Origin of the sequence: Microbacterium sp. UBA1612 (assembly GCF_002321605.1) — a bacterium.
GTDB classification, from domain to species: domain Bacteria; phylum Actinomycetota; class Actinomycetes; order Actinomycetales; family Microbacteriaceae; genus Microbacterium; species Microbacterium luteum.
This window is the reverse complement of sequence record NZ_DCMW01000003.1, coordinates 196,602-220,309: the sequence shown is the minus strand read 5'-3', so window position 1 is coordinate 220,309 and position 23,708 is coordinate 196,602. Positions and strand designations below refer to the sequence as shown.

The following is a 23,708-nucleotide window of genomic DNA, read 5'->3' as shown; positions in this document are numbered from 1 at the left end:
GTCTAGCGTGCCTCATCCGCTCCGCCGCCGGCGGCACCGGGTGTGGTCTTGCGCGCTTCCGTGGCGATGTCATCGGCGGCGGACGCCGCCTCGCGGGCGGCGGCGAGCGCCGCGTCGGCGGCGGCGCGGGTCGGCCCGGTCGGCTTCGGCTTCGAGCCCGGCTCACGGCGAGGGGTGTCGTCGGAGCGACCGCCGAAGGCGGCGCCGATGCCCTTCAGTGCCTCGGTCATCTCGCTCGGGATGACCCACAGCTTGCTCGATGCACTGTCGGCGATCTTGGGGAGGGTCTGCAGGTACTGGTAGGCGAGGAGCTTGTCGTCGGGTTCACCGGCGTGGATGGCGTCGAAGACCATCTCGATGGCCTCGGCCTCGCCCTGGGCTCGCAGCACGGCCGCCTGCTTGTCGCCCTCGGCGCGGAGGATCTCGGACTGCCGACGGCCCTCCGCCTCGAGGATCTGAGACTGCTTCGATCCCTCGGCGGTCAGGATCGCCGCGCGACGGTCCCGCTCCGCGCGCATCTGCTTCTCCATCGAGTCCTGGATCGACACCGGCGGGTCGATGGCCTTCAGCTCGACTCGGGAGACGCGCAGCCCCCACTTGCCGGTCGCCTCGTCGAGGACGACCCGCAGCTGGCCGTTGATGTTGTCGCGGCTCGTCAGGGCCTCCTCGAGGTTCAGCCCGCCGACCACGTTGCGGAGCGTCGTCGTGGTGAGTTGCTCGACAGCGCTGAGGTAGTTCGCGATCTCGTACGTCGCGGCGCGCGCATCCGTGACCTGGAAGTAGACGACCGTGTCGATCGAGACGACGAGGTTGTCCTCGGTGATGACCGGTTGCGGCGGGAAGGAGACGACCTGCTCGCGCATGTCGACCAAGGGTCGGAGGCGGTCGATGAACGGCACCAGCAGGTTGAGACCGGGGCTCAGCGTGCGCTGGTAGCGGCCGAGCCGCTCGACGATGCCGGCGTACGCCTGCGGGATGATGCGGATGGAGCGGAAGATCACCACGACCACGAAGATCGCGACGACCAGCAGCAGGACGATGACGAAGATCTGTCCGATGAACGAGCCGATGTCAACCATGGTCAGCTTCTTTCTCGCGATGAACGTGGGTGGGCCGGACCTCGACCGTCGCGCCCCGCACCGCGTAGACGGTCACCCGAGTGCCGAGCTCGAGGTCGGCGTCGAGGATGCCGGAGGCTGCTCGTGCGGTCCAGGTCTCCCCGTTGTCGAGTTTCACGCTTCCGTCACCCTCGACGAAGGCCGCGACCACACGGCCGTCGATGCCGTAGAGCGCATCGACGTTCGTCTTGACGTCGCCCGAGGAGCGGCGCAGCGCGCGCAGCAGCAAGGGTCTGATCGTGAACAGCAGGAGCGCGGAGATCGCCGCGGCCGCGCCCACCTGCAGCCACCAGGGTCCGCCGAGGAGATTGACGCCCAGCCCACCGATCAGAGCGCCGGCAGCGAGCATCAGGAAGGTGAACTCGAGCGTCAGCAGCTCGACGATCACGAACAGCAGTGCGAGCACGAGCCAGACGATCCAGAGATACTGCGTCAGATCGGGCATCATCGACCCGCCTCCTTCCCCTTGCTCGAACTCTAGCAACGCACACCGGGCGCCGGGCCGTCGTCGCGCGCCCCGAAATCGGATGAGACCCGTTGATAGGGTCATGAGCGGCTCGTGCGCACGCGCGCGCCCGTCACGACCTCAGGAGCGAAGCCCATGTCCCAGCCCCTCCCCGCCGGTTCCCTGGCCGGAAAGACCGCCCTCGTCACCGGTTCCTCGCGGGGCATCGGCGCCGACACGGCGCGATACCTCGCGCAGGCCGGAGCGGATGTCGTGATCAACTTCCGCAACAAGGCCCCGCGGGCCGAGAAGCTCGCCACGGAACTGCGAGAGCTGGGCGTGCGGGTCCTCGTCGTCGGGGCAGACCTGACCGACCCGGACTCGGTCGCGGCGATGTTCGACGAGGTCGCACGCGCTTTCGGGTCCCTGGACATCCTCGTTCTGAACGCATCCGGGGGCATGGAGTCCGGCGTCGCCGAAGACTATGCCCTGACGCTCAACCGCGACGCCCAGGTGCGCACTCTGGAGACCGCGCTGCCGCTCCTGCCTCAGGGCGCTCGCGTGGTGTTCGTGACGAGCCACCAGGCGCACTTCATCCGCACGACGGCGACGATGCCGGAGTACGAGCCGGTCGCTCTGTCCAAGCGTGCCGGTGAGGATGCGCTGCGTGAGCGCATCCCGGCTCTCGCCGAGCGCGGCGTGGAGTTCGTCGTGGTCTCGGGCGACATGATCGAGGGGACCATCACCGCCACGCTCCTGGAACGCGCGAACCCCGGCGCGATCGCCACACGTCGCGAGTCGGCAGGGCGCCTGTACAACGTGTCGGAGTTCGCCGCCGAGGTCGCTCTCGCGGCGATCGAGCCGGTTCCCGCCGACAACACCCGGCTGGTCGGGGACACCGGTTCGTTCGCGGGGGAATGACGTGCGAGCCGCCGACATCGAATCCCTCATCGCGGTCGGCCGGCCCGACATCTCACGCGACGGCTCCTTCGCGGTCTACGCGACGTCGCGACCCGACATCAGGGCGAACCGCTACGTCGGACAGGTGTGGCGCGCCGACCTCCCCCACGGGCGTCCCCGCCGACTGACACGCGGCGTCGCCGACGCGGCACCGCTCATCAGTCCCGATGGCTCACGGGTCCTGTTCCGGCGCCCCGACGCGGGCGGCAGGGCGCAGCTGTTCGTGGTGCGCGCCACCGGGGGAGAGGCGGTGCAGATCACGGATGAGCCTCTGGGGATCGCAGAGCACGCGTGGACGCCCGATGGTGACCGCGCGGTCTTTCTCGCCCGCGTGCCCGAGCCGGGCCGGTACGGTACCGTGGCCGGGCTCGAGCCTGCCGCGGAGGCGCCGCGTCGTGTCACCGGCATCCGCTGGCACGCCAACGGGGTCGGATACATCGCCGACCGACCGTCGCACGTCTTCGTGGTGCCGGTGGCCGACCCGGACGACGAGCCCGCCTATCCCGCGGCGGCCCGCGTGGGGGAGTCGGAGGAGACCCCCACCGTTCCGGTCCCCTCGCGACGGGTGACGCTCGGTGACGAATCGCACAGCGCACTGGCGGTGCACGAAGGCCGCGTGTTCACCGTCGTCGATGCGATCGAGTCGGCGCGCCGGGATCTCAGTTCCCGCGTCGTCGCCGTCGGCCTCGACGACGGGAACGAGTCGGAGGTCGTGGGGGCCGATGCGCGGTTGACGATCTCCGACCTCGCCGTGTGCGGCGACGGCACGCTCGCTCTCTTGGCGGCAGATGTCGGGGAGCGGGGGGTCGACTTCGTCGCTCCGGCGACGGGGCTCTTCCTCGTCGGAGCAGACGGCGTCCGGCGCGTGCACGACGCCGACCGGTTCGATCTGGGTGAAGCGGGCAGCCACCTGACCGTCGTCGGCGACGACCTTCTCGTGCAGAACCGCACCCGCGGGCGCGTGCACCTGCTCCGCGTCGCACGGGACGGCACCGCTTCCGCCGTGCTCGACGGCGATGTCGAGGTGAGCGGTCACGCCGCGTCGGGCACGAGGGTCGTCGCGGCAGCGGCGACCCCGGGGAGCCTCGGCGAACTCTTCCTGATGGACGGCGGCGAGGCCCGCTGCTTGACCCACCACGGTGAAGCGGGCGCCATCGCCCCGGTGCCGATCGCCGAGCACGAGATCACCGGCCGCGACGGGTATCCGATCCATGGCTGGAGCGCGATCCCGGACGGTGAGGGTCCGCACCCGGTCATCCTTCAGATCCACGGCGGACCGTATGCCGCTTATGGAATACACCTCTTCGACGAGACACAGGTGCTCGTCGATGCCGGATACGCGGTGGTCTATTGCAATCCCCGGGGCTCAGCGGGCTACGGGAGTGCGCACGGGCGAAGCATCCGGCAGGCGATGGGCACGGTCGACATGGCCGACGTTCTCGATTTTCTCGACGGGCTCCTGGCGGCGGACCCGCGACTGGACGGCGACCGCGTGGGCATCATGGGCGGGTCGTATGGCGGCTACCTGACGGCGTGGACCATCGCGCACGAGGAGCGTTTCGCCGCGGCGATCGTCGAACGCGGCTTCCTGGACCCCGTTTCGTTCCAAGGCACGAGCGACATCGGAACGTTCTTCGGGGATGAGTACGTCGGCACCGATCCCGAGGCGATCGCGGCGCAGAGTCCGATGGCGGTGGTCGATCGCGTCACGACGCCGACACTCGTCATCCACTCCGAGGCGGACTACCGGTGCCCCCTCGAACAGGCTACGCGCTACTATTCCGCGCTGAAGCGTCAGGGCGTCGAGACGGAGATGCTGATCTTCCCGGGGGAGGACCACGAACTCACGCGGGCGGGCCAGCCGCGCCATCGGGTCGAGCGCTTCGACGCGGTACTCGGCTGGTGGGCGCGCCATCTGCCGATCGGCTGACCCGCCCCGTTTCTCGTGGCCGCCCGCGCGTTCTCCGAGAAACCACTTCCAGCGCGAAACACCACACATTGCGACGTTTCTCGCGCCGGAAGGTGTTTATCGCGTGGCGGCGACGGTCGCGCGGCTCAGGCGTCGAGGGGGCTGAACGTGAACGCGCGGATGATCTGGACGATGCCGAGGATGACGAGCGAGATGCCGAGCACCCACCACAGCACGAGCGCGCCCCACAGCGGGCTGAAGAGCAGGACGATTCCGGCGACAATGCTGAGGATGGCGAAGAAGATCGTCCAGCCCTTCGAGCGGGAGTCGCTCAGCGTGGACAGGGAGACGACCCCTTCGATGATCCACATGACACCGACGAGGATGCCGAGGAAGATCGCGAGGAACTCCGTCGTCTGAGCGAGGTTGAAGAAGGCGACCACGCCGGCGATGACGAAGAGCATTCCGAGCACGATGTGGCCGACGCGCGACCAGCCGCCCTTCGCCTTCGAGAAGATGCCGAGCCCGGCGTAGACGAGGCCTGCGGCGATCGCGTAGATGGCGATGATCGCGGTGACCACGGCCGCCGTGCGCCCCGGCCAGACGAGGATCAGGATGCCGACGATCACGGCGAGAACGCCGCCGATGCCGAGCGCTGTGCGGATGCCGTTGACGGCGGACTTCTCCGCTGATTCGAGAGACATGAGAGGCCTTTCTGAAAGTTTCCTGGGAATGGCTCGTCTCCACTGTACGCGGATCGTGCGCGCCGGGGGAGAGGTCAGCCCAACAGAAGCGACGCCGCGAACAGGACGGGAACGCAGCCGATCGTGGTGAGAAAGACCGTGTCTCGGGAGATCGTCTCGCCGATGCCGAACCGCTGGGAGTAGTTGAAGACGTTCTGGGCGGTGGGGAGCGCTGCCAGAACGACGACGATCAACACGTCGTGGGGCGACATGCCGAACAGCAGCTGTCCGCACAGCCAGGCCGTCAGTGGCATCACGACGAGCTTCAGCGATGTGGCCAGCACGACATCGCGCCGCCGGCCCGAGGCGCCGAGCACCCGCTGGCCGAACAGGGACAAGCCGTAGCTGATGAGGAGAACCGGCACGCAGGCGTCGGCGATGAGTCGCGCCGGCTCCATCGCCGTCGGCGGCAGCTCGAGGCCGCTGACGGCGACCAGGGTGCCGAGGACGGATCCGATGACGAGGGGGTTCGTGACGGTGCGCACGAGGATGCGACCGACCGAGCGTTGCTGCGCCGTGACGGATTCCATGATCGCCATCGCTATCGGTGTGAGCACGAGCAGCTGCATCAGGATCACCGGCGCGGGGTATGCGGCGCTGCCGAGCAGATACAGCGAGAGCGGGATGCCGATGTTGTTGGAGTTGACCTGCCCGGCGCTCAGCGCGCCGATCGTCGTCTCTCCGACGTTCCGTCGCCACAGCAGGCGTGCCACGATCGCATGGATGGCGATCGCGACCGCGGCGGCTATCGCGGAGACGGGCAGGAGGGCGGAGAAGAGCGTGCGCACGTCGGCCTCGGCCAGCACGACGAACAGCAGGAACGGCGAAAGCACGAAGAAGGTGAGTCGTGCGAGCACCGGACGGGCATGTTCGCCCAGCAGGTCCACCCGAGCGATGACGTACCCGACGGCGATGGCCAGACCCACGACGAGGAAGCCGGTGAGTGAGTCGAGCACCGGTCCAGACTATTGCGTGCTCCTGCCCCCATATCCAGAAGTATTCGCCGATAATGTACATTATGTCAACTCACGGATGACCAGCCGCCCCTCCTCCTGGCGGGCAGGCGCCGTCGGCGCCGGCGAGGCGATGTCCGGACCTCACCGTAGGGTGCCGGCATGACACGCTTCGTCTACACCACCGCCACCACCCTCGACGGGTACCTGGCCGACGATCAGCACTCCCTGGACTGGCTCTTCGCCGTGCCTTCGGAGGGGGCGATGCAAGGGTTCACCCGTTTCCTTCGCACGATCGGCGCCCAGGTGATGGGCTCCTCGACGTACGAGTGGGTGTGCGAGAACGAGAAGCTGCGCGAGCACCCCGAGCGATGGCGCGACGCCTACGGTGACCGCGCGACGTGGGTGTTCACGGCTCGCGACCGCGTCGGTGTCGACGGTGCAGATCTCCACTTCGTCGGCGGCTCCGTGGCCGACCACGTCCCCGCCATCAGAGCATCTGCCGATGGCGGGGACGTCTGGATCATCGGTGGCGGCGACGTCGCGGGACAGTTCGCCGACGCAGGACTGCTGGACGAGATCCGACTCTCCGTCGCACCGATCACCCTGGGTCGAGGCGCTCCCCTGCTCCCCCGGCGCCTCGAGTCCGACCGACTGACGCTCGTGGATGTCGACCGGGCCGGGCAGTTCGTCGAACTCGTCTACTCTGTCACCGGCGCACCTGCCACCTGACGACGCTAGCGAGAGACCGCGAGCGGATCGCCGGAGCGCAGCGCTTCTGCCTCGAGCTCCCGAACGATCGGGATGACCTTCTCGCCGAATTCCTCCAGCTCTTCCTGGAAGTGCAGGAATCCGAGGAGGAAGAGGTTCACGCCGCGCTTCTTGTACGCGATGATGCGCTCGGCGACCTGCTCGGGCGGCCCGAACAGCTGTGTTCGGAAGCCGTCGTTGTACTGCACCAGATCCTCGAGGCTCGAGTCCGCCCACATCCCTTTCCGGTCCGCCGTCGCCGCGCCCGCCTGCTGCACGGAGCGACGGAATCCCTCGACGGAGGCACCGTCCGCCTGAGCGATGATCTCCCGCAGCTGTTCGCGCGCCTCGGCTTCGGTGTCGCGGATGATCGTGAACGCGTTCAGACCGAACCTCACGGTGCGGCCGTGTTCGGCGGCGATCCTCGTGACGTCGTCGTACTGCTCGGTGAAGCCGTCGAAGTCCTTGCCGTTGGAGAAGTACCAGTCGGCGTGAGCCCCGCCGTTGAACCGTGCCGCCGTCGAGTTCCCGCCCTGGAAGATCTCCGGATGCCTGCGTCCCTCGACCGGATACGGGCCGGGACGCAGCGTGAAGTCGTTCACGCGGTAGAAGTCACCGTGGAAGTCGACGTTCTCCTCCGTCCAGAGTGCGCGCAGCACCTCGATGAACTCGGCGGAGCGGCGATAGCGCTCGTCGTGTTCCAGCCACGGGAGTCCGAGCTTCGTGTACTCGTCCTTGAACCAGCCGCTGACGACATTCACAGCTGCGCGGCCGTGGGAGAACTGGTCAGCGGTCAGGATGTACTTCGCGAGCACCGCCGGCTCCCACAGGCCCGGGTGCACGGCCGCGATGACCTTGAGACGCTCGGTCGCGAGCAGCAGCGCAAGACTGATCGAGGTCGACTCGTGCTGCTGAGCCGCGCCGTAGCTCGACAGGTAACGCACCTGGCTGAGGGCGTACTCGAACCCGACGCGCTCCGCCGTCTGGGCGAGTCGCACGTTGTACTCGTAGTCCCACGACGTGCGCTGCTCGATGTTCGAGACGACCAGTCCCCCGCTGACGTTGGGGACCCAGTACGCGAACCGAAGCGGCTCATGGAGGAGAGAAGGAGAATCGGTCATGACGACACGATCCGCCGACCCGGGGTGCGGGTCAATCGATGTGTCGGTGTGTGTCTTCGCGTGACGTCATGCGAGGACACACACCGAAACGTCAGATTCCGTCGACGTCATCCCGGGTGGTCGAGCGACGCGTGACGCGCTCTCCGCTCGCGGGGTCCGTCTCGGTGCGCGTGACCGTGTCACTGCGACGACGGCGCGCGACGAGCACGAGACCGATGAGGAACACGAGGAAGCCCGCCCCCATCAGGATGTAGCCGATGAGGTCGAGGTTCACCCACTCCACGTCCACGTTCACCGCGAACGCGAGGATGGCGCCGATCACGAAGAGGGCGATTCCGCCTCCGATACTCATAGCGAGGTCCTTTCCGCCGATGTGCGAGGGTCATCGACTTCTCAGCCACTGATCCTTCCGAACCGGCTGCATCTCGCGCGCGGGCTTGACAACGGGCGTCGGTCTACGGTTCTGCGGTCGCGGCCGGCACGATCGTGATGAATGACGGATGTTTCGCCGCCCGGCCGTCACCGGACGAGGTCCCCGTCAGACGCCGGCGAACCCACGGCCCCAGGTGGTCGCGGGTGTATCTGCCGGCTCCCAGCCTTGGCAGCTCGAGGGCCGGCAGCGACCACCACTCCCCCGGCGCCTCGACTCCCAGCGCATGCAGCACTCGCGCTGCGACCCGGTGATGCCCGCGGGCATTCATGTGAAGTCGATCCTGAGCCCAATAGCCCGGTGTCGAGAGCTCGCGATCCGGCCAGTTGAGCGCGCGCACCACGTCGTTCCGGCCTTCGACCCGCGCCACCACCTGGCGCGAGAGGGCATCGCCACGCGACTGAATGAGGCGCGACAGCGGAAGCTGCGCGGAAGGATTCGCGCCGGATAGGAGGATGAGCGTCACGCCCTCTTCGTCACACCGCTGAAGGACGCGGCTGAAAGCATCGACGACACGCGACAGCGGGATGCGCGGGCGCAGCATGTCGTTGCCGCCGCCGTTGAAGGACACGTGGGTCGGTCTCAGTGCGAGCGCGCGCTCCAGCTGCTCATCGACGATCGGCCAGATGAGCTTGCCGCGGATGGCGAGATTGGCGTACTCGATGGTCCGGCCCGTCCCGTCCGCCCATCCTCTCGCGACGAGATCGGCCCATCCGCGGACCGAACCGTCCGGAAGCTCGTCGCCCACACCCTCGGTGAACGAGTCGCCGATCGCGACGTACCTCACCGAGTCGCCCCGGGTGTCATCCCTCATCCAACGACACCCCGCGGCGATCCACGAGACCCCAGGTGCCCACCGCGGCGACGGCGAAGACGGCACCGAAGACCGTGAACAGCACCGGAGCGCCTCCGGTGCCGAGCAGAAGGGGTACCGACAGCGGGGCGACGATCGATGCGATCCGCCCGGCCCCCGCCGCCCAGCCGGCGCCCGTGGCCCGCAGCGACGTCGGATACATCTCGGGTGTCACCGCATAGAGCGCGCCCCACGCGCCGAGGTTGAAGAACGACAGCGCCATCCCGGTGAGGAGGATCATCGCCTCGGTCGACGCGGTGCCGAACAGCAGCGCGGCGACGGCGCTTCCGATGAGGAAGACCGACAGTGTCGCGCGCCGCCCCCAGACCTCGATGAGCCACGCCGCCACGGCGTATCCCGGAAGCTGGGCGAGGGTGATCCACAGCGTGTACTCGAAGGAGCGCACCAGGTCGAAACCCTGGGCGACCAGGAGCGTCGGGATCCAGATGAACGCGCCGTAGTAGGCGAAGTTCACGCAGAACCACACCAGCCACAGCGCGCTGGTGCGCACCCGAAGATCGGGCTGCCACAGGGCGCGCACAGAAGCCTTCGGCGGGGTGGTCGCCTGCGGTGCCGGTGAGACCGATGGCGCCGGCCGCCGGTGCGCCGGTGGGCGCGTCGAGGCCGCTTCGAACGTCGCGACGATCTCGTCGGCCTCCTGGTGACGACCGCGGCGCTCCAGCCAGCGCGCTGATTCCGGCAGTCCCCAACGCACGATGAGGGCGTAGGCGGCGGGGATCGCACCGAGAGCGAAGGCCCAGCGCCACCCGTCGTCGGAGAGCGGGATGACGAGGTACCCGATGAGGGCCGCAGCGGTCCAGCCGAGGGCCCAGAAGGCCTCGAGGATCACGATGACGCGGCCGCGGATGCGCGCGGGAGCGAACTCGCTCACATACGTCGAGGCCACGGGCAGCTCGGCGCCGAGCCCGAGCCCGACGAGGAAACGCAGGACGAGGAGGGCCGCGATTCCGCTGACGAGGGCGCTGGCCCCGGTCGCCAGCCCGTACACCAGCAGGGTCAGCGCGAAAACCTGGCGGCGGCCGATACGATCGGCCAGGAGCCCGCCGATGCTCGCACCGATCGCCATGCCGATGAATCCGATCGACGCGATCCACGCCGTCTCCCCCGGCGCGAGGTCCCACTGCTGGGCGAGCGCCGCGATGATGAACGAGATCAATCCGACGTCCATCGCGTCCAGAGCCCACCCGATGCCGGAGCCGGTGAGCACCTTCAGATGCGGGCGGCCGAACGGCAGACGATCGAGGCGGCGTCCGGCGTCGGAGGTCCGGGCCCGTGCGGCGTCGGTCATGCGCCCCATCGTACGACCGTCACGACGCGAGCAGTTCCCGCACGCGCGGTGCGACGCGGGTGCCATAGAGCTCGATGCTCTTCAAGAGCTTGTCGTGCGAGAGCGTTCCGGTGGAGAACTTCATGTCGAACCGATCCACCCCGAGCGTGCGCACGGTCTCGGCGATCTTGCGGGCGACCGTCTCGGGAGAGCCCGAGTAGGTCGATCCCTCCGGGCCGACGTCGCGCTGGAAGGCGAGTCTGCTGTAGGGCGGCCATCCGCGCTCTCGGCCGATGGTGTCGTGCATCGCCTGGAAGCCGGCGTAGGCCTCTTCCCACGCCTGCTCGTCGGTCTCGGCCACGTGGCCGGGCGAGTGCACGCCGATGGGGAGCTGCGGACGGCCCAGCTGATCGAGTGAGCGGCGGTAGAGATCGGCGAAGGGGCGGAACCTGCCGGCAGGACCGCCGATGATCGCGAGCATCAGTCCGTAACCGTGGCGCGCGGCGCGCACCACGGATTCGGGCGAGCCGCCGACGCCGACCCACGCGGTCAGACGTCCCGATTCGGTCTTCGGATGCACATCCGCCTCGACGAGCGGTGCGCGCGTGCTCCCCTGCCACGTGACGGGACGTTCGTCGCGCAGACGTGAGAAGAGCTCCAGCTTCTCCTCGAACAGCACCTCGTAGTCGCTCAGCTCATAGCCGAACAGCGGGAAGGACTCGATGAACGAGCCGCGCCCGAGGATCACCTCCGCTCGACCGCCCGACACGGCATCCAGGGTGGCGAACCGCTCGTAGACCCGCACCGGATCATCGGACGACAGCACGGTCACCGCGGTGCCGAGATGGATGTCGCGGGTGCGAGCCGCAGCGGCGGCGAGCACGATCTCCGGACTCGAGACGGCGAAATCGGGGCGATGGTGCTCCCCGACACCGAAGAACGACAGGCCCACCTCGTCGGCGAGGACGGCCTGGTCGACCACGTTGCGGATCGTCTGTGCAGCGGTCAAGGGACGATCGTCGGAATCGACGGTGATGTCTCCGAAGGTGTCGAGGCCGAGGTGGACGCCGGACAGATCGCTTGTATTCACATGCATGAGAACGCCGCAGGCGCCGGGCTATTCCCGCTCCGGTCAGACGAGGGCCGAACGGAGCGTGTCCAGGCCCACTCCCCCGACGTCGAGAGCACGCTTGTGGAAGTCCGTGATGGAGAACGCGCCCCCCTGCGCCGTCGCAAAGTCGTCGCGCAGGTTCTCCCAGATGCGCTGCCCGACCTTGTAGGACGGTGCCTGACCCGGCCATCCCAGATAGCGGTTCACCTCGAAACGCACGAACTCGGGCGGCATGTTGACGTTGCGCATCATGAAGTCGAGGGCGTAATCGGCGTCCCAGGTGCCGTTGCCGTCGGGTCGCGGCTTCTCCAGGTGCACGCCGATGTCGAGGACCACGCGGGCGGCCCGCATGCGCTGCCCGTCGAGCATTCCCAACCGGTCGGCAGGGTCATCGAGGTAGCCCAGCTGCTCCATGAGACGCTCCGCGTACAGCGCCCACCCTTCCGCGTGCCCCGAAGTGCCGGCGAGCAGCCGCCGCCACGAGTTGAGCGTCGCGCGGTTGAACACCGCCTGCGCGATCTGCAGATGATGACCCGGAACGCCCTCGTGGTACACCGTCGTGAGCTCGCGCCACGTGTCGAACGACTCGACGCCTTCCGGAACCGACCACCACATGCGGCCGGGCCGCGAGAAGTCGTCGGTCGGCCCGGTGTAGTAGATGCCGCCCTCTCTCGTCGGCGCGATCATGCACTGCAGGCGTCGGATGGGCTCAGGGATGTCGAAGTGCGTGCGGCCGAGCTCCTCGACGGCGCGATCGCTCGTCTCCTGCATCCAGCGCTGCAGGGCGTCGGTGCCGTGCAACTTCCGCGACTCGTCCTGTTCGAGGAAGGCGACGGCATCCTCGACGGAGCCACCGGGCAGGATCTCCTTCGCGATGGCCTCCTGCTCGGCGACCATGCGCGCGAGCTCTTCCAGACCCCACTCGTACGTCTCGTCGAGGTCGATCGTCGCGCCGAGGAAGCGTCGCGAGTGGAGCCCGTAGAGCTCGCGACCCACCGCGTCCTTCTCGCCGGCGACCGGCGCCAGCTCGTTCGAGAGGAAGGCGGCCAAGCGGTCGTAGGCGACGCGGGCCGCGTTGGCGTTGTCGGTCAGATCGCGTGCGAGGGATGCGGGAAGATGGCCGTCTCCGGGCGCGGCCTCCGCGACGAACGAGGCGAAGAACCCGTTGTCGGCGGTATACCGCGCGATCTGGCCGAGGACCTCGGCGACCTGGCGCCGGGCCGGTACCACGCCTTGCGACAGGCCCTCGCGGAGGGTCTGCGTATATCCCGCGACGGCTTCCGGCAGCGCCGACATCCGCGTGGAGACGGTCGACCAGTCCTCGATCGTCTCGGTAGGCATGAGGTCGAACACGGAACGGATGTCCTGTGCGGGCGAGGCGATCACGTTGAGGTCGCGGAGGGGCCACTGCGCATCGTGGAGCTCGAGTTCCAGCTCGAGCGTTCGCGAGAGATCCTCCTTGGTCACGGCGTCGACCGCGTCCGTCACCTCGGCAACGGACAGATCGGCGAGGGCGCGACGAGCGGCATCGGCGCCGGCCGCGACGCCCGCGGGCGAATAGTCCGCGAAGCGATGGTTGTGCTCGAAGCGGCCGATGTACGTCGCGACGATCGGATCGAGGTCCGCGACCGTGTCGACCCACGCCTCCGCGATCGTGTCGATCGGCGTGGGGGTGCGTTCAGGCGTTGTCATGCTCCGAGCCTAGAAGATCCCGGGCCCGCTCAGGCGGGCGTCAGTGTCCGGCCACACTCCAGTCCGCGCCGCGGCCGATCTGCACGTCCAGCGGAACGGTGAGGCTCGCGGCATCACCCATGCGAGCCGTGACGATCCGCTCGACGGCATCCCACTCGCCGGCGGCGACCTCGACCACGAGTTCGTCGTGGATCTGCAGCAGCACGCGCGACGACAGATCGGCATCACCGAGTTCCGCGTGGATGTTCAGCAGCGCGATCTTCATGATGTCTGCCGCACTTCCCTGGATGGGGGCGTTGAGCGCTGCGCGCTCGGCGTTCTCGCGCAGCACGCGATTCGGGCTGGCGAGATCGGGGAAAGGACGACGACGGCCGAAGATCGTCTCGGTGTATCCGTCGATGCGAGCCTGCTCGACCGATGACCGCAGGTAGTCACGCACGGCACCGAAACGGGCGAAGTACTCTCGCATGAGTTCCTTCGCCTCGGACTGCTCGATCCGCAGCTGCTTCGACAGACCGAACGCCGAGAGGCCGTAGACCAGTCCGTACGACATCGCTTTGACCTTCGTGCGCATGGCGGGGCTGACCTCGGCAGGTTCGACGCCGAACACTCGCGCACCGACGAAGCGGTGCAGGTCCTCGCCGGTGTTGAACGCCTCGATCAGACCCTCATCGCCCGAGAGGTGCGCCATGATGCGCATCTCGATCTGCGAGTAGTCGGCGGTCAGGAGGGTCTCGTACCCGTTCCCGACCTCGAAGGCCGCGCGGATGAGCCGGCTCTCTTCGGTGCGGATGGGGATGTTCTGCAGGTTCGGGTCCGTGCTCGAGAGTCGACCGGTCTGGCTGCCGGTCTGCACGTACGTCGTGTGGATGCGGCCGTCGTCTCCGATGGCCGCATCGAGCGACTCGACGATCTGCCGCAGCTTCGTCGCCTCCCGGTGCTGCAGCAGAAGACGCAGGAACGGATGCGGGCTCGACTCCTGCAGATCCGCCAGAACCGCCGCGTCGGTGGAAAAGCCGGTCTTGGTCTTGCGCGTCTTCGGCAGCTCCAGCTCCTCGAAGAGCACCTGCTGAAGCTGCTTCGGCGAGCCCAGGTTGACCTCGCGACCGATCGTCGCGTACGCCTCCTGTGCGATGGCGTCGGCGCGCGAACCGAGATCACCGGAGAACGCCGCCAACTTCTCGTGCGAGACGGCGACACCCGCCAGCTCCATGTCCGCGAGAGTCAGCAGCGTGGGCAGCTCGATGTCGACGAGGACGTCGGCGACGCGCGCGGGAAGCTTGTCACGGAGGGCATCGGCGACTCTCAGGGCGTACCACGAGAGCTGGCCGGGGGTGGCCCCCTCCTCCTCCGGCACGAGCTGCGTCGGGTCGGAGGTGGGGAGCTTCTCATCGAGGTAGCTCTCGACGAGGTCGGCGAGCGACTTGTCGGGAAGGCTGGGGCGCAGCAGCCAGCCGGCTATGAGCACGTCGAAGACGACGGTGTCGACGACCGCCCCGGCTCGGCGAAGGGCCTTCACCTGCGCCTTCGCGTCGCAGAAGACCTTGGGTGCATCCGAAGAGAGCCACGGGAGCAGGATGTCGGCGGTCGCGTCGTCCCAGGTCACTTCGACGGCCGCGTCGGATGTGGCCAGGCCGACGCGGCGGGGCAGCTCGCCGAGGGTCGACACGGTCACCCCCACCTCGCCCGACGTGGCCTGCAACCATTCCGAGAGCGCGGCGGCATCGGGCTCCGACGGCGTCGGGGCCTCCGCGACAGGTGCAGAAGCGGCGGCCATCGCACCGTCGACGCCGGCCGCTTCGAAAACGCGTGGCAGGAGGGTCCGGAACTCCAGACGCGCGAAGATGTCGCGCACCGCCTGGGCATCGATCGGCCGCACGGCCAGGTCGCCGGGCACGACAGGAAGCTCGACGTCACGCAGCAGGCGGTTGAGCGAGCGATTTCGGCGCACATCGTCGATGTGGTCACGGAGGTTGTTGCCGACGACGCCCTTGATGGTGTCGGCCTGCGCGAGAAGGTCATCGAGCGTGCCGAACTGCGTGAGCCATTTGACGGCGGTCTTCTCCCCCACCTTCGGAACCCCGGGCAGGTTGTCGCTCGTCTCACCGACCAGCGCCGCGACATCGGGGTACTGCTCCGGTGGCACCTTGTAGCGCTCCAGCACCGCCTCGCGGTCGTAGCGCTTGAGCTGCGACACACCCTGCACGTTCGGGTAGAGCAGGGTGACGTTGTCGTCGACGAGCTGGATGGTGTCGCGGTCGCCGGAGCACACCAGCACGTCGAAGCCGGCGGCGGAGCCCTGCGTGGCGAGGGTGGCCAGAATGTCGTCCGCCTCGATGTCCTCCTGTTCGAGCACCGTGATGCTCATGGCGGCGAGGCAGTCCTTCAACAGCGGGATCTGGCCCTTGAACTCCGGCGGTGTCTCTGACCGGTTGGCCTTGTACTCGGTGTACTCGCGAGTGCGGAAGGACTGCCGCGAGGTGTCGAAGGCGACGGCCATATGGGTCGGCTTCTCGGCCTTGATCAGATTGATCAGCATCGCGAGGAAGCCATACACGCCGTTGGTGTGCTGCCCGTCGCGCGTGGAGAAGTTGTCGACCGGGAGGGCGTAGAACGCGCGGTACGCGAGCGAATGTCCGTCGACGACCAGAAGGGTAGGCTTTGCGGAGTCCGTCACCCTGCAAGCCTAGACGCGGGTGCCGACACCCCCGAACCGCTCCGAGGGAGGCTCCCGCCATGACCGATGCGACGACCGTCGACGCACTCGACTGGGCCACCGAGCGCGGGATGGGCGCCCTGGCCGAGAAGATGGGCATCCGCTTCACGGAGTTCACCGTGGAGCGCGCCGTCGCCACGATGCCGGTCGACGGGAACACCCAGCCGGTGGGGCTCCTTCACGGCGGAGCCTACGTGGTCCTGGGTGAATCCCTCGGCTCGATGGCGGCCAATCTGCACGCCGGACCGGGCCGGCTCGCGGTCGGCGTCGACATCAACGCCACGCACACGCGATCGGCGCGATCCGGCCTCGTGACCGGCGTGTGCACCCCCGTCCACCTCGGGCGCAGCATGACGGTGCACGAGATCGTGGTCACCGACGAGGACGGCCGACGCTGCTCGACGGTGCGCATCACCAACCACATAACGGATCTCCCCGCCTCCTGACGGCGGTGCCGGCGAAGACGGGGAGATCCGAGGGTTCGAGGGCGTCAGTCCTTCTTGGGCGCCAGCTGCTCGATGATGGCCTTGGCGACATCCTGCATCGTGAGGCGGCGGTCCATCGACGCCTTCTGGATCCAGCGGAACGCCTCAGGCTCGGACAGACCCATCTTCTCGTTGAGCAGGCCCTTGGCGCGATCCACGAGCTTGCGGGTCTCGAAGCGCTCCACCATGTCGGCGACCTCGGCTTCGAGGGTGATGATCTGCTCGTGGCGCGCGAGGGCGATCTCGATGGCGGGCAGCAGGTCATTGGGCGTGAACGGCTTGACGACGTACGCGAGCGCACCGGCCTCGCTCGCTCGCTCGACAAGTTCCTTCTGGCTGAAGGCGGTCAGCAGCACCACGGGCGCGATGTTGTTCTTGCTCAGCTTCTCGGCGGCGGAGATGCCGTCCAGCTGCGGCATCTTCACGTCCATCACGACGAGGTCGGGCCGAAGCTCGGTCGCCAGCTGCACGGCGGTCTCGCCGTCACCTGCTTCTCCGACGACGTCGAATCCGTTGTCGCGCAGGATCTCCACGATGTCGAGGCGGATGAGGGACTCATCTTCGGCGACGACGACTCGACGGGGGGCGCTGGCCGCAGACGCGGACTGATCTTGCTCTGTCACCATTGAATCCTACGGTATCGTCATCTCCGCACCGGCCGGTGTGGCGGAATGGCAGACGCGACCGACTCAAACTCGGTTGCCCGAGAGGGCGTGTGGGTTCGACTCCCACCACCGGCACACCCTCGTCACGTCGCTCTGACGAACCAGGTGTCCAGCGGCGCCGCCGCGGCGTCCACGAGAACCTCGGTGTGGGCACCCAGGTCGAGCCGCTCCCCCGGCTGCAGCACATCGAACCCGTTGCGCTGGAAGAAGACGGCGTGCTCACTCGCCGCGGCACCGAAGATCACCTCGGGCGACAGGTCAGCGCCGAGCACCTGAGGGATCACGGCCAGAGCGAGGGAGGCGATTCCTCGTCCACGATGCTCCGGTGCCGTGACGAGGGCGCGCACGTGCACGACCACGTTCTGCTGCGGCGACAGGGAAGCGCGCACGACGGCGATCCCGGCGATCTCCCCACCCTCGGCGGTCACGATCACCGCACCGTCGGAACGCGCGTACTCGAACGAAGGCGCGCCGGCCAGGTGCGCACGCACGAGGGCGGTCACTCCGGCGGCGTCCTCCGGTTTCGAACCCCGCACGACATAGCCGTCGGCGTCGAGGTCACGAGCGATCTCGACCGTTCGAGCACGGACTCTCCCGGCAAACCATCCCTTGCGAAGAAGCTGCATGCCACCACCCTGTCACGCCCTGGCGGGGGTGACAGCGTCGCTCAGCCGAAGTACTGGTTGCCGAGTGCCTTGCTCTTCAGAGCGTCGAACTCGCCCCGCGTGATCACGCCGGCGTCGAGGAGCTCCTTGGCCTTGGCGATGTCGCCGGAAGGGTCGGACGATGCAGCAGGGCGGTAGTCATCGGCCTCCGGAGCACCCGGGCGCTCCCGCCGCGCGGACCGCTCGGCCATACCGCGTCCTCGAGCTATCACGTAGACCAGGGCGGTCAGCATCGGAACGAAGACAAGGAAGACGATCCAGAGCGCCTTCCACCCGCCGGCGAGCTGGTGGTCGCGGAAAAGATCCACGATCACCAGGGCCACCACGAAGATGTACGCGATGACGTAGAACGCCATCAGCATGAACCAGAAGATGTCCCAGATCATGATGATCTCCTCACGGACGACGGAACGGTCGCGCTCAGGATAGCGCGACCGTTCCGGTCCGAGCGATGACTATTCGCGTGACTGATAGATCGGCGCGGCGCCGTGCACCGCGTCGCCCACCTTGTGGATGCGGATGTCGTTGGTCGATCCGGTGATCCCGGGAGGCGAACCGGAGATCACGACGACCTTGTCGCCGACCTTGGCCAGGTCGTTGGACAGCAGGTAGTCGTCGACCTGGATGAACATCCGGTCGGTGTGCGGCACATGCTCGACGAGGCTGGACTGGATACCCCACGTGACGGCCATCCGTCGACGGATAGCGGGATCCGGCGTGAAGGCGAGCATCGGTATGCCCGGACGCAGACGCGAGAGACGTCGCGCGGTGTCGCCGGACTCGGTGAATGTGCAGAGGTACTTCGCTTCGACGAAAGCGGCGACCTCGAGTGCGGCAAGAGTGATGGCGCCGCCCTGCGTGCGCGGCTTGGACCGCAGCGGCGCGATGCGCTCGAGTCCGTGCACCTCCGTCGAGTCGACGATGCGGGCCATCGTCTCCACCACGACGACCGGGTAGTCACCCACGCTGGTCTCGCCCGAGAGCATGACCGCGTCGGCGCCGTCGAGCACCGCGTTGGCGACGTCGCTCGTCTCGGCGCGGGTCGGAACCGGGCTGTTGATCATCGATTCGAGCATCTGCGTCGCCACGATGACGGGCTTCGCCATGCGGCGGCACAGCTCCACGGCGCGCTTCTGCACGATCGGAACCGCCTCCAGCGGCAGTTCGACGCCCAGGTCGCCACGGGCGACCATGATGCCGTCGAACGCGTCGATGATCTCCTCGAGGTTGTCCACCGCCTGGGGCTTCTCGATCTTCGCGATGATCGGGATGTGGCGCCCCTCCTCCGACATGATCACGTGCACGCGGCGCACGTCTTTCGCGGAGCGGACGAAGGAGAGGGCGATCAGGTCCGCTCCGGTGCGCAGCGCCCAACGGAGGTCGTCCTCGTCCTTCTCGGACAGGGCGGGAACGTTCACGGCGACGCCGGGAAGGTTGATGCCCTTGTTGTTGGAGACCGGGCCGCCGACGATGACCTCGGTGGTCACGGTCGTGCCGTCGGTCTCGAGGACCTTGACGCGAACCTTGCCGTCGTCGATCAGAAGGAAGTCGCCGGCCTTGACGTCCTGCGGCAGACCCTTGAAGGTCGTCGAGACGATCTCCTTGGTGCCGGGGATGTCGTCGACGGTGATCTTGAAGATGTCGCCCTCGGCGAGCTCGTGGGGTCCGTCGGCGAAGCGGCCGAGGCGGATCTTGGGTCCCTGGAGGTCGACGAGCACGGCGACCGCGCGCCCTGCGTCGTCGGCCGCTTTGCGGACGTTGGCGAAGTTGTTGTCGTGGACCGAGTAGTCGCCGTGGCTCAGGTTCAGGCGGGCCACGTCCACACCGGCGTCGATGATCGCGCGGACCATCTCATACGACGATGTGGCGGGACCCAGCGTGGCGACGATCTTGGCACGTCTCATCCGATGTCTTCTCCGGGTGCTGGGGGTGAGGTCGGCCTGATGGCCGTGACCAGACTACGCAGGCTGCAGTCCGATCGCGACATCGGTCGGGGTGACCGGTGCCGGGAGCGAGGTGACGCCCATGAGGTGCTCGTCGATCGCCGATGCGGCGGCGCGACCCTCGGCGATCGCCCACACGATGAGGGACTGACCGCGACCGGCGTCTCCGGCGACGAAGACCCCCGCAACCTCGGTCTGGTAATCGCTCGCGCGCTCCACGTTGCCTCGCGACGTGAAGGCCGTGCCGATCTGGCTGTCCAAGGCCTCCTGCTCGGGACCGGTGAAGCCCATGGCGATGAGCACCAGATCCGCGGGGATCTCCCGCTCGGTGCCCTTCTTCGGCACGCGACGGCCGTCGACGAACTCGGTCTCGGCGACCACGAGGGCGCGCACCTCGCCGACATCGTTCGAGAGGAACTCCACCGTCGAGGCGAGGTAGGAGCGCTCTCCTCCCTCCTCGTGAGCGCTGGCCACCTCGAAGAGCGTCGGCGTCATCGGCCACGGCTGATGCTCTGGCCGCTCCTCGGGAGGCTGCTTGCCGATCGCGAGGTTCGTGACGCTGAGTGCGCCCTGCCGGTGTGCGGTGCCGATGCAGTCGGCTCCGGTGTCGCCGCCGCCGATGACCACGACGTGCTTGCCTTCGGCGCTGATCTGGTTGGCGACCGCGTCGCCGGCGACGGCCTTGTTCGATTCGACGAGATACTCCATGGCGTAATGAACGCCGGCGAGGTCCCGACCCGGGATCGGCAGATCGCGGGGAACGGTCGCGCCCGTGGCGATCAGCACGGCGTCGTATCGCGCGCGCAGGTCCGCCCACGTGATGTCGACTCCGATCTCGACACCGGCACGGAACCGCGTGCCCTCATCCTGCATCTGACGCAGACGCATCTCGATGTGACGCTTCTCCATCTTGAAGTCGGGGATGCCGTAGCGCAGCAGCCCGCCGATGCGGTCGTCGCGCTCGTAGACCGCGACCGTGTGACCTGCACGGGTCAGCTGCTGAGCGGCGGCCAGTCCGGCGGGACCGGATCCGACGACCGCGACGGTCTTGCCCGTGAGACGCTCGGGCGGCTCCGGCTCGACCCAGCCGTTCGCGACGGCGTCGTCGATGGTGGCGACCTCGATCTGCTTGATCGTGACGGCGGGCTGGTTGATCCCGAGCACGCAGGAGCTCTCGCACGGAGCGGGGCACAGCCGCCCGGTGAACTCCGGGAAGTTGTTCGTCGCGTGGAGCCGCTCGATCGCGGCGCGGCCCTCGCCGCGCCACATCAGATCGTTCCACTCCGGGATGAGGTTGCCGAGCGGGCAGCCCTTGTGACAGAACGGCACCCCGCAGTCCATGCAGCGTCCGGCCTGACGCCGGAGCACTGCCGAGTCACCGGGTTCGTACACTTCCTTCCAGTCGAGGATGCGCACGGGGACCGGCCGGCGGGCGGGAAGCTCGCGCTCGGTCGTCTTGAGGAATCCCTTGGGGTCAGCCACCTGTCACCTCCAGAATGCGGCTCCACACGATGTCGCCGTCGGGGTCGAGCCCCTGGTCGACGGCGTCCTGTCGGGTCTGCAGCACCGCGGCGTAGTCGCGCGGCAGCACCCGGACGAAGTGGGAGATTTCGTTGTCGAAGTCGTCGAGCATCGCCTTCGCGAGCGCGGATCCGGTCTCGGCGACGTGCTGCTCGAGCAGGTCGCGCAGGATCTCGGCGTCACCGGAGCCGAGTTCGCCCAGTTGCAGCTCACCGGTCGCCAGCGCGTCGCGGTTCACCTGCGACTCATCGAGCCGGTAGACGTAGGCGGTGCCGCCGGACATCCCAGCGCCGAGGTTGCGTCCCGTGGTGCCGAGGATCACCGCCAGCCCGCCGGTCATGTACTCCAGCGCGTGGTCGCCCACGCCTTCCACGACCGCGGACGCACCGGAGTTGCGCACGAGGAATCTCTCTCCGACGACACCGCCGAGGAAGAGCGATCCGCGGGTGGCGCCGTAGCCGATGACGTTGCCGGCGATGACGTTCTGCGACGGGTCGAAGGTCGCGGCGCGAGGCGGACGCACGACCACCTTGCCACCCGACAGGCCCTTGCCGACGTAGTCGTTCGAGTCGCCCTCCAGGCGCAGCGTGATCCCGGCGGGCAGGAACGCACCGAAGGACTGACCGGCGGAGCCGGTGAGATTGACCTGGATCGACCCGCTCGTCAGGCCGTTTTCGCCGTGGGCGACGGTCACGTGATGACCGAGCAGCGTCCCCACCGCGCGCGCCGTGTTGCGCACCGGGAGGTCGATCGAGATTTCTCCCCCGCCCTCGATGACCTCGCGAGCGCGCTCGATGAGCTGCACGTCGAAGTGGTCGTCGAGCTCATGATCCTGGCTGCGCGTCTGACGCCGTGCGAGGTCGTCGGCGAACGCCGGGCCCTCGAGGACGGGAGCGAGATCCATGCCGCTCGCCTTCCAGTGCTGGATCGCGCGGTCGATGTCGAGCAGCTCGTTGTGGCCAATCGCCTCATCCAGCGTGCGGAAGCCGAGGGCCGCGAGGTATTCACGCACCTCCTGCGCGATGAACTCCATGAAGTTGACGACGAACTCGGGCTTGCCGGTGAACCGCGAGCGGAGCACCGGGTTCTGCGTCGCCACTCCCACCGGGCACGTGTCCAGGTGGCACACGCGCATCATGATGCAGCCCGAGACCACCAGCGGTGCTGTGGCGAAGCCGAACTCCTCGGCGCCCAGCAGCGCGCCGATGATGACGTCGCGACCGGTCTTGATCTGCCCGTCGACCTGCACCACGACGCGGTCGCGCATGTTGTTGAGCATGAGCGTCTGCTGCGTCTCGGCGAGCCCCAGCTCCCACGGCGTGCCGGCGTGCTTGAGCGAGTTCATCGGGCTCGCTCCGGTCCCGCCGTCATGACCCGATACGAGGATCACGTCCGCGAGTGCCTTCGCCGTACCCGCCGCCACCGCGCCGATTCCCGACTGGCTCACGAGCTTGACGTGGATGCGCGCCTTCGGGTTGGCGCGCTTGAGGTCGAAGATGAGCTGCTTGAGGTCCTCGATGGAGTAGATGTCGTGGTGCGGCGGAGGCGAGATCAGCCCCACCCCGGCGGTCGCGTGACGCGTGCGAGCCACCCACGGATACACCTTCGTGGGCGGCAGCTGGCCGCCCTCACCGGGCTTCGCACCCTGCGCGAGCTTGATCTGGATGTCGTCGGACTCCGTGAGGTAGAGGCTCGTGACCCCGAAGCGACCCGATGCCACCTGCTTGATCGAACTGCGCCGTTCCGGGTCCATGAGACGGTCGACGTCTTCGCCGCCCTCGCCGGTGTTGGACTTGCCGCCGATGCGGTTCATCGCGATCGCCAGCGTCTCGTGCGCTTCCTTCGAAATCGAGCCGTAGCTCATCGCGCCGGTCTGGAAGCGCTTGACGATCGACGAGACCGGCTCGACCTCATCGATCGGAACGGGCGTGCGCTCGTCCGTGCGCAGCCGGAAGAGGCCTCGCAGCGTCTTCAGCTCGGCGGCCTGGTCGTCGACGAGCTTCGTGTACTCGCGGAAGATGTCGTATCGACCGGTCCGGGTCGCGTGCTGCAGCCGGAACACGGTGTCGGGGTTGAACAGGTGAGGGGAGCCGTCTCGGCGCCACTGGTACTCACCGCCCGTCCACAGCCGCTCGTGGGCGCGCACCGCTCCGTCCTCGGGATAGGCGTACTCGTGTCGCGACGAGTTCTCGGTCGCGATGACCTCGAGTCCGACGCCCCCGAGCTTGGTCTCGGTGCCGGTGAAATACTTGTCGACGAACTCCTGCGAGAGGCCGACGGCCTCGAACACCTGTGCGCCGGCGTAGGAGGACACCGTCGAGATGCCCATCTTGGACATGA

21 protein-coding genes and 1 tRNA gene are annotated in these 23,708 nt (G+C 68.0%); 5 read left to right on the top strand and 17 right to left on the bottom strand.

Going from position 1 to position 23,708, the window contains the following annotated elements; translation table 11 throughout:
• Positions 1-2: 2 nt before the first annotated feature.
• Together B3S45_RS01585 and B3S45_RS01580 are read right to left on the bottom strand one after the other, a co-directional pair.
• A complete protein-coding gene (locus tag B3S45_RS01585; RefSeq protein ID WP_286717020.1) occupies positions 3-1,079 on the bottom strand; it encodes an SPFH domain-containing protein in 1,077 nt (358 codons plus the stop codon).
• Entirely contained in the window at positions 1,072-1,566 is a 495-nt protein-coding gene (locus B3S45_RS01580; protein ID WP_071043533.1) for an NfeD family protein, read from the bottom strand. Before B3S45_RS01580 ends, B3S45_RS01585 begins: the two co-directional genes overlap by 8 nt.
• 153 nt (positions 1,567-1,719) lie before the next feature.
• On the opposite strand from B3S45_RS01580, the gene B3S45_RS01575 reads away from it, so the two are divergent.
• Complete coding sequence (locus B3S45_RS01575; RefSeq protein WP_286717018.1) at positions 1,720-2,484, top strand: SDR family oxidoreductase; 765 nt, start codon at positions 1,720-1,722, stop codon at positions 2,482-2,484.
• A 1-nt stretch (position 2,485) separates the two neighbouring features.
• Positions 2,486-4,453, top strand: a complete 1,968-nt coding sequence (locus B3S45_RS01570) for a S9 family peptidase (RefSeq protein WP_286717016.1) — start codon at positions 2,486-2,488, stop codon at positions 4,451-4,453.
• 125 nt (positions 4,454-4,578) lie between these two features.
• On the opposite strand, the gene B3S45_RS01565 is transcribed toward B3S45_RS01570, so the two are convergent.
• Entirely contained in the window at positions 4,579-5,136 is a 558-nt protein-coding gene (locus B3S45_RS01565; protein ID WP_194383157.1) for an HdeD family acid-resistance protein, read from the bottom strand.
• 74 nt (positions 5,137-5,210) lie between these two features.
• A complete protein-coding gene (locus B3S45_RS01560; RefSeq protein WP_286717014.1) occupies positions 5,211-6,131 on the bottom strand; it encodes an AEC family transporter in 921 nt (306 codons plus the stop codon).
• A 159-nt stretch (positions 6,132-6,290) separates the two neighbouring features.
• On the opposite strand from B3S45_RS01560, the gene B3S45_RS01555 reads away from it, so the two are divergent.
• Positions 6,291-6,860, top strand: a complete 570-nt coding sequence (locus tag B3S45_RS01555; protein ID WP_194383155.1) for a dihydrofolate reductase family protein — start codon at positions 6,291-6,293, stop codon at positions 6,858-6,860.
• 5 nt (positions 6,861-6,865) lie between these two features.
• Here the strand turns inward: B3S45_RS01555 and sfnG are convergent, their stop codons facing one another.
• From sfnG to polA, 7 genes are all read right to left on the bottom strand, one after another.
• Complete coding sequence (sfnG, locus tag B3S45_RS01550) at positions 6,866-7,999, bottom strand: dimethylsulfone monooxygenase SfnG (protein ID WP_194383154.1); 1,134 nt, start codon at positions 7,997-7,999, stop codon at positions 6,866-6,868.
• A gap of 91 nt (positions 8,000-8,090) precedes the next feature.
• A complete protein-coding gene (locus tag B3S45_RS01545) occupies positions 8,091-8,351 on the bottom strand; it encodes a DUF6458 family protein (RefSeq protein ID WP_071043527.1) in 261 nt (86 codons plus the stop codon).
• Positions 8,352-8,454: 103 nt separating this feature from the next.
• The gene (locus B3S45_RS01540; RefSeq protein WP_194383153.1) at positions 8,455-9,243 is read right to left on the bottom strand and encodes an SGNH/GDSL hydrolase family protein; all 789 of its coding nucleotides are present in this window, start codon (positions 9,241-9,243) and stop codon (positions 8,455-8,457) included.
• Positions 9,233-10,591, bottom strand: coding sequence for an MFS transporter (locus B3S45_RS01535; protein WP_071043526.1), 1,359 nt, complete (start codon positions 10,589-10,591; stop codon positions 9,233-9,235). Before B3S45_RS01535 ends, B3S45_RS01540 begins: the two co-directional genes overlap by 11 nt.
• A gap of 19 nt (positions 10,592-10,610) precedes the next feature.
• On the bottom strand, positions 10,611-11,666 hold the full coding sequence (locus tag B3S45_RS01530; protein WP_194383152.1) for an LLM class flavin-dependent oxidoreductase: 1,056 nt from the start codon (positions 11,664-11,666) through the stop codon (positions 10,611-10,613).
• Positions 11,667-11,702: 36 nt separating this feature from the next.
• Positions 11,703-13,373: a DUF885 domain-containing protein gene (locus tag B3S45_RS01525; RefSeq protein ID WP_286717012.1), complete on the bottom strand. Its 1,671-nt coding sequence runs from the start codon at positions 13,371-13,373 to the stop codon at positions 11,703-11,705.
• A gap of 40 nt (positions 13,374-13,413) precedes the next feature.
• Positions 13,414-16,050 carry a DNA polymerase I gene (polA, locus tag B3S45_RS01520; protein ID WP_286717011.1) on the bottom strand — a complete coding sequence of 879 codons (2,637 nt, stop codon included), beginning with the start codon at positions 16,048-16,050 and terminating at the stop codon, positions 13,414-13,416.
• Between the two features lie 59 nt (positions 16,051-16,109).
• On the opposite strand from polA, the gene B3S45_RS01515 reads away from it, so the two are divergent.
• Positions 16,110-16,535, top strand: a complete 426-nt coding sequence (locus B3S45_RS01515; RefSeq protein WP_286717010.1) for a hotdog fold thioesterase — start codon at positions 16,110-16,112, stop codon at positions 16,533-16,535.
• Between the two features lie 44 nt (positions 16,536-16,579).
• Here B3S45_RS01515 and B3S45_RS01510 read toward each other — a convergent pair whose 3' ends face one another.
• The gene (locus B3S45_RS01510) at positions 16,580-17,200 is read right to left on the bottom strand and encodes an ANTAR domain-containing response regulator (protein WP_390178680.1); all 621 of its coding nucleotides are present in this window, start codon (positions 17,198-17,200) and stop codon (positions 16,580-16,582) included.
• A gap of 31 nt (positions 17,201-17,231) precedes the next feature.
• Between B3S45_RS01510 and B3S45_RS01505 the strand changes: the two genes are divergently transcribed.
• Positions 17,232-17,314 (top strand) — tRNA-Leu (locus B3S45_RS01505).
• Positions 17,315-17,322: 8 nt separating this feature from the next.
• Here the strand turns inward: B3S45_RS01505 and B3S45_RS01500 are convergent.
• From B3S45_RS01500 to B3S45_RS01480, 5 genes are all read right to left on the bottom strand, one after another.
• A complete protein-coding gene (locus B3S45_RS01500) occupies positions 17,323-17,865 on the bottom strand; it encodes a GNAT family N-acetyltransferase (RefSeq protein ID WP_286717007.1) in 543 nt (180 codons plus the stop codon).
• 41 nt (positions 17,866-17,906) lie between these two features.
• Positions 17,907-18,290 carry an SHOCT domain-containing protein gene (locus B3S45_RS01495; RefSeq protein WP_286717006.1) on the bottom strand — a complete coding sequence of 128 codons (384 nt, stop codon included), beginning with the start codon at positions 18,288-18,290 and terminating at the stop codon, positions 17,907-17,909.
• A 69-nt stretch (positions 18,291-18,359) separates the two neighbouring features.
• Entirely contained in the window at positions 18,360-19,808 is a 1,449-nt protein-coding gene (gene pyk / locus B3S45_RS01490; protein WP_286717004.1) for a pyruvate kinase, read from the bottom strand.
• A gap of 54 nt (positions 19,809-19,862) precedes the next feature.
• On the bottom strand, positions 19,863-21,329 hold the full coding sequence (locus tag B3S45_RS01485) for a glutamate synthase subunit beta (RefSeq protein WP_286717002.1): 1,467 nt from the start codon (positions 21,327-21,329) through the stop codon (positions 19,863-19,865).
• A partial coding sequence (locus tag B3S45_RS01480; RefSeq protein ID WP_286717000.1) for a glutamate synthase-related protein occupies positions 21,322-23,708 on the bottom strand: 2,387 nt, incomplete at its 5' end. The genes B3S45_RS01480 and B3S45_RS01485, both read right to left, overlap by 8 nt.